Annotated in this window: 3 protein-coding genes and 1 pseudogene; all 4 read left to right on the forward strand. The window is 63.7% G+C overall.

All coding sequences use genetic code 11. The features are described 5' to 3' along the window. The first annotated feature begins 128 nt into the window (after positions 1–128). Positions 129–797 (forward strand): PEP-CTERM sorting domain-containing protein, encoded by a 669-nt coding sequence (locus RMO57_RS02770; RefSeq protein ID WP_310383991.1) that lies wholly within the window; start codon positions 129–131, stop codon positions 795–797. Next, positions 794–2,584 carry a glycoside hydrolase family 16 protein gene (locus RMO57_RS02775; RefSeq protein WP_310383993.1) on the forward strand — a complete coding sequence of 597 codons (1,791 nt, stop codon included), beginning with the start codon at positions 794–796 and terminating at the stop codon, positions 2,582–2,584. Before RMO57_RS02770 ends, RMO57_RS02775 begins: the two co-directional genes overlap by 4 nt. 180 nt (positions 2,585–2,764) lie before the next feature. Next, positions 2,765–4,090, forward strand: coding sequence for a dicarboxylate/amino acid:cation symporter (locus tag RMO57_RS02780; RefSeq protein ID WP_310383996.1), 1,326 nt, complete (start codon positions 2,765–2,767; stop codon positions 4,088–4,090). 131 nt (positions 4,091–4,221) lie between these two features. Then, positions 4,222–4,547: pseudogene (locus RMO57_RS02785) on the forward strand (hypothetical protein); the annotation flags it as partial.

A 4,547-nucleotide genomic window follows, 5' to 3' on the forward strand; every position in this document is an offset into this window, starting at 1 on the left:
CGCCGCCGTCGCGCCTAGTCTTGCCTGCGGCGCGGCCTGCCTCGGCTGGCCTCGCCGCCGTCCAACTTCATTCAAACAAAGATCAGCCCAGGCGCTGCGCCTGCGGAACGATCTATGGAGACATCTGCATGAAATTCAAACCCCAAACACTGTTGAAAACTTCTGCATTGCTTGTGCTGTGCGGGCTGGCCGGCCAGTCCCACGCCGCAGGCACCGTCGTGCTCGACTCCTACGGACCCGGCGCTGCGGTGGACGGCTGGCCGACCCAAGTCTTCCAAGACGGTGTGGGCAGACAAGACGTGGCGATCCCCTTCAGCCTGAGCATGGCGACATCGATCGAATCCATCCTCACGTCCATCGAGGGCCTAGGCGGTGTCACGGTCGGCATCTTGGCCAAGCAAGGCAGCGTGCCGTCCGCCGCCACTTGGCTTTACAGCCGCCACCTCGACAACCCGGCCGCCAACTCGCTGCTCACGCCCAGCGGCTGGGCGCTGGACGCCGGTAACTACTGGCTGGCCGCCGTCGCCGACAACGGCTTCTCGGGTACTTGGCAAAGCGGCACCGATGTGCCCTCAGCCAATTGGGCCTACACCTCAAGCGCGGGCACATGGCAAGTGGTGAGCAGCAGCTTCATCGGCCTGCCAGCCGCCCGCATCACGGTCAGTGCCGTACCGGAGCCGGCCAGCTACGCGCTGATGTTGGCCGGCGGCTTGCTGATCGCCGCAGCCCGCCGTCGCCAAAGTCGCACCCCCGCAAGCCCGGCCTTGAATGCCAACGCGCAAGGAGCCACCCCATGAATCATCAAGCCAAGGCCCTATCCTGGCTGCAAAGCCGCCTGCTGAACACGCTCTTTGGTACGGCGCTGTTGACTTGCAGCGTCGGCGCCGTCGCCAGCGTGACCAGCCCGGTCATCGGCAAACTGCTGTGGTCCGAAGAGTTCAACGCCGCCAGCCTGGACACCAGCGTCTGGAGCGCCAGCAACGGCAATGGCTGCCAGATCAATCTGTGCGGCTATGGCAACCAAGAGCTGCAGTTCTACAGCCCGAACAACATCAGCATTGCCAACGTACCCTTCGAGCCGGGGACGCGCGCCTTGGCCATCACGGCGCGCCGCCAGACCATCGGTGACAACGCCTTCAGCTCGGGCAAGCTCGACTCGTCCGGCAAGGTGCAGGTTCAGTACGGGATGATTGAAGTCCGCATGGCCACGCCACCTGTCGGCACCGGTTTGTGGCCGGCCGCTTGGCTCTTGGGGGTCAGCCCGCAGACCTGGCCGCGCAACGGCGAGATCGACATGATGGAAATGGGCGGCAAACTGCCGGCCAACCTGCCGGCAATTTCACCCGATCAGTTTGTCGGCGCCAACGTCATCACCTACCAGCAAGCCGCTTGCGTACCCGGCAACGAGAGTTGCGCCGGCTCCACGTCTTGGCAGACCCGCAACTGGTACACGCCGGGCCGCTCGCTGGCGAATCGTTTCGTCACCTACCGTCTGTATTGGACGGAGTCACAGATGCGCTTCAGCGTGCTCGACAACGGCCGCGAATACGATATGTACAAGAGCCCGCTGCCGGTCAACTCGCCGGCCTTGCAAGCACCGTTTTACCTGCTGCTGAACATGGCCGTGGGCGGCAACTTCACGCCCGCCGCCACGCCGGCCCAGGTGACGGCACCACTGCCGGGCACGCTGTATGTGGACTATGTGCGCGTCTACGAGCTGGACGGCAAGGGCGAAGTCAAACTGGGCCCGCAGACCCAGCCCGAGGTCGGCAAATTCGGCGTCTTCACCGATCTGACGGCGGTCAACAACAAGCAGGTACCGGGCGTGTCCTCAGACATCTTCGTCTGGAACAACCTCGTCGCCGGCAATACGCCCCCATTCGAGGGCGGCGGCGTACTGGCTTGGCGTTATGTCACGCCGGGGCAATGGTTTGGTGCCAGCGTGCAGTCCAGGCAGTTGCATGACATGACGGGCTTCCGCAATGGCGCCATCAAGCTGAAGATCAAGATCCCCGCCAACGTGGCCTTCAAGGTCGGCATTTATGACGGCTTCACCAATCAGAGCTCGGTGACCTTCCCGGCCAACACCACCGCCTACGGTCTGGTCCGTAACGGTGAATGGGGCACGGCCACCATTCCCGTGGCCGACATCGTCGGCCCCAAGGTGGCGCTGCAATCGATGCTGGACATGTTTCAGATCTTCAGCGTCGACGGTGCCTTGCCGACGGCTTCGTTCCAGATGGCCATCGACGACATCATCTGGGACTCCGGCATTGCGAACCCGCAGATCTCGTTGAAGCGCCCGGCTCCAGCCAGCATGGCACCCATAGCAGCAACGGCAGCCGTGCAAGCCAGCGCAAGCAGTCTCGAATTCTCGGCCAGCTCGGCGGCTTGGGCGGACGTGCACTACACCGTCAATGGCGGTGAGACCCAATCGGTGCGGATGCGCCAAGACGGCACGAACAACCGTTATGCCGCCGGCGCGCTCAAGCAGGGCGATGTGGTCGAGTACCGGTTCACCGTGTGGGACAGCAAGCAGCAACTCGCGGTCGACTCGCCGTCCAGACGCGTCACCATCAAGTAGTCTGCGTGCACGAAAGGGAGGGGGCGAAACTCAAGCTTGCCCCCGCTCTCCACCTTGGCCTAGAAGCTGCGCGCCAGGTCCCATGAACAAGCTTGCGCTGTGGCGCTGTATGTAAATCCCCTCATAGCCAGCCCAAGCCGCTGGACGCAAGATGCCGTTCAGTCGACATCGGAGTCCATCGTGCGAGCCAAAACACCCCTCTACAATTCGCTCTACGCCCAGGTCATCACCGCCATCGTCCTGGGCGTCTTGCTGGGCCACTTCTACCCGGACAGCGGTGCTGCGATGAAGCCGCTCGGCGACGGCTTCATCAAGCTGATCAAGATGATCATCGCGCCCATCATCTTCTGCACCGTGGTGGTCGGCATCGCCGGCATGGAAGACATGAAGAAGGTCGGCAAGACCGGCGGTCTGGCCCTGCTCTACTTCGAGATTGTCTCGACCGTGGCGTTGGTGATCGGCTTGATCGTCGTCAACCTGCTGCAACCCGGTGCCGGCATGAATGTGGACCCGGCCGCGCTGGACACCAAGAGCATTGCCGCCTACACCGCGCCCGGCAAGATGCAGACCACCACCGAGTTCTTGCTGGCCATCATCCCGACCACCGTGGTCGATGCCTTTGCCAAGGGCGAGATGCTGCAAGTGCTCTTGATCGCGCTGCTGTTCGGCTTTGCCCTGCACCGCTTCGGCGGCCGCGGCACGCTGGTGTTCGACCTGATCGAGAAGAGCTCGCATGTGCTGTTCGTGATCGTCGGCTACATCATGAAGCTGGCCCCGATCGGTGCCTTCGGCGCGATGGCCTTCACCATCGGACGCTATGGCGTCGCCTCGCTTCAGCCGCTCGCCTTCCTGATCACGACCTTCTACGTGACGTCTCTCCTGTTCGTGGTTCTTGTCCTGGGCGGGATCGCCAGGGCCGCGGGCTTCTCGATCTTCAAATTCATCCGCTATTTCCGCGACGAGCTGTTCATCGTGCTGGGCACGTCGAGCTCGGAGCCGGTTCTGCCGGCGCTTCTCTTGAAGCTTCAGAAGCTGGGCGCGTCGCGCTCGGTCGTCGGCCTCGTCATCCCGACCGGCTACAGCTTCAATCTCGACGGCACCAACATCTATATGACTCTCGCGATTTTGTTCCTGGCGCAGGCGACGAACACCGAGCTGACCTTCTGGCAGCAGGCCGAGATTCTCGCCATCGCCATGCTGACCTCGAAAGGCGCGAGCGGCGTCAGCGGCGCGGGCTTCATCACGCTGGCGGCAACCCTCACCATCGTGCCGGCGATCCCCATCGTGTCGCTGGCGGTGCTCGTGGGAATCGACCGATTCATGAGCCAGTGCCGGGCGTTGACCAACGCGATCGGCAATGGCGTCGCGGCTCTGGTTATCGCCCGCTGGGAGAACGAGCTCGACACCGCCCAGCTGGCGCGCGAACTGGAGCGCGGTCCGGAGGCGGCTGGGGGCGAGATGGAAATTCAGCCCGAATTGGGACCGGTCCGTACCCCGGCCGAGTAGGAGATTAACCTATGCAAGAGCCGTCCGCGGCGCTTGCCGCTGACCCAGGCCAATGGCATTTTAGCGCACTGCTTGGCGAGCCGGGTCAGGAGGCCCTGACCGAGCCCGCATTCGGAGGAACAGGAGAACCCATGAGCAAGGACACCAACACGGGCCGTCGCGACTTTCTTTTGACCGGCGCGGCTTTGGGCGCGGCGGTGGCAGTGGCGCCCCTCGCGGCGACGCAAGCCCAGGCGCAGACCGGCGGCCTGGTGATTCCGGCGCCCGAAGCGACCACGCTTCCCGTCGTCGGCAGCTCGCAGCGGTTCCCCGTCCGCCGCATCTATTGCGTCGGCCGCAACTATCTCGAGCACATCCGCGAACTCGGCAACGACGAACGTCAGCCGCCGTTCTTCTTCGCCAAGCACCGCGACATGATCGTGCAGAACGGCAGCACCGTCTTCTATCCCGGCCTGAC

The organism is Roseateles sp., from assembly GCF_031397715.1.
Classification (GTDB): domain Bacteria; phylum Pseudomonadota; class Gammaproteobacteria; order Burkholderiales; family Burkholderiaceae_C; genus Paucibacter_A.

What these genes read in the sequence shown, in the direction of transcription:
- RMO57_RS02770 (WP_310383991.1), top strand. Translation starts at nt 129, where the DNA reads ATGAAATTCAAACCCCAAACACTGTTGAAAACTTCTGCATTGCTTGTG.
- RMO57_RS02775 (WP_310383993.1), top strand. Translation starts at nt 794, where the DNA reads ATGAATCATCAAGCCAAGGCCCTATCCTGGCTGCAAAGCCGCCTGCTG.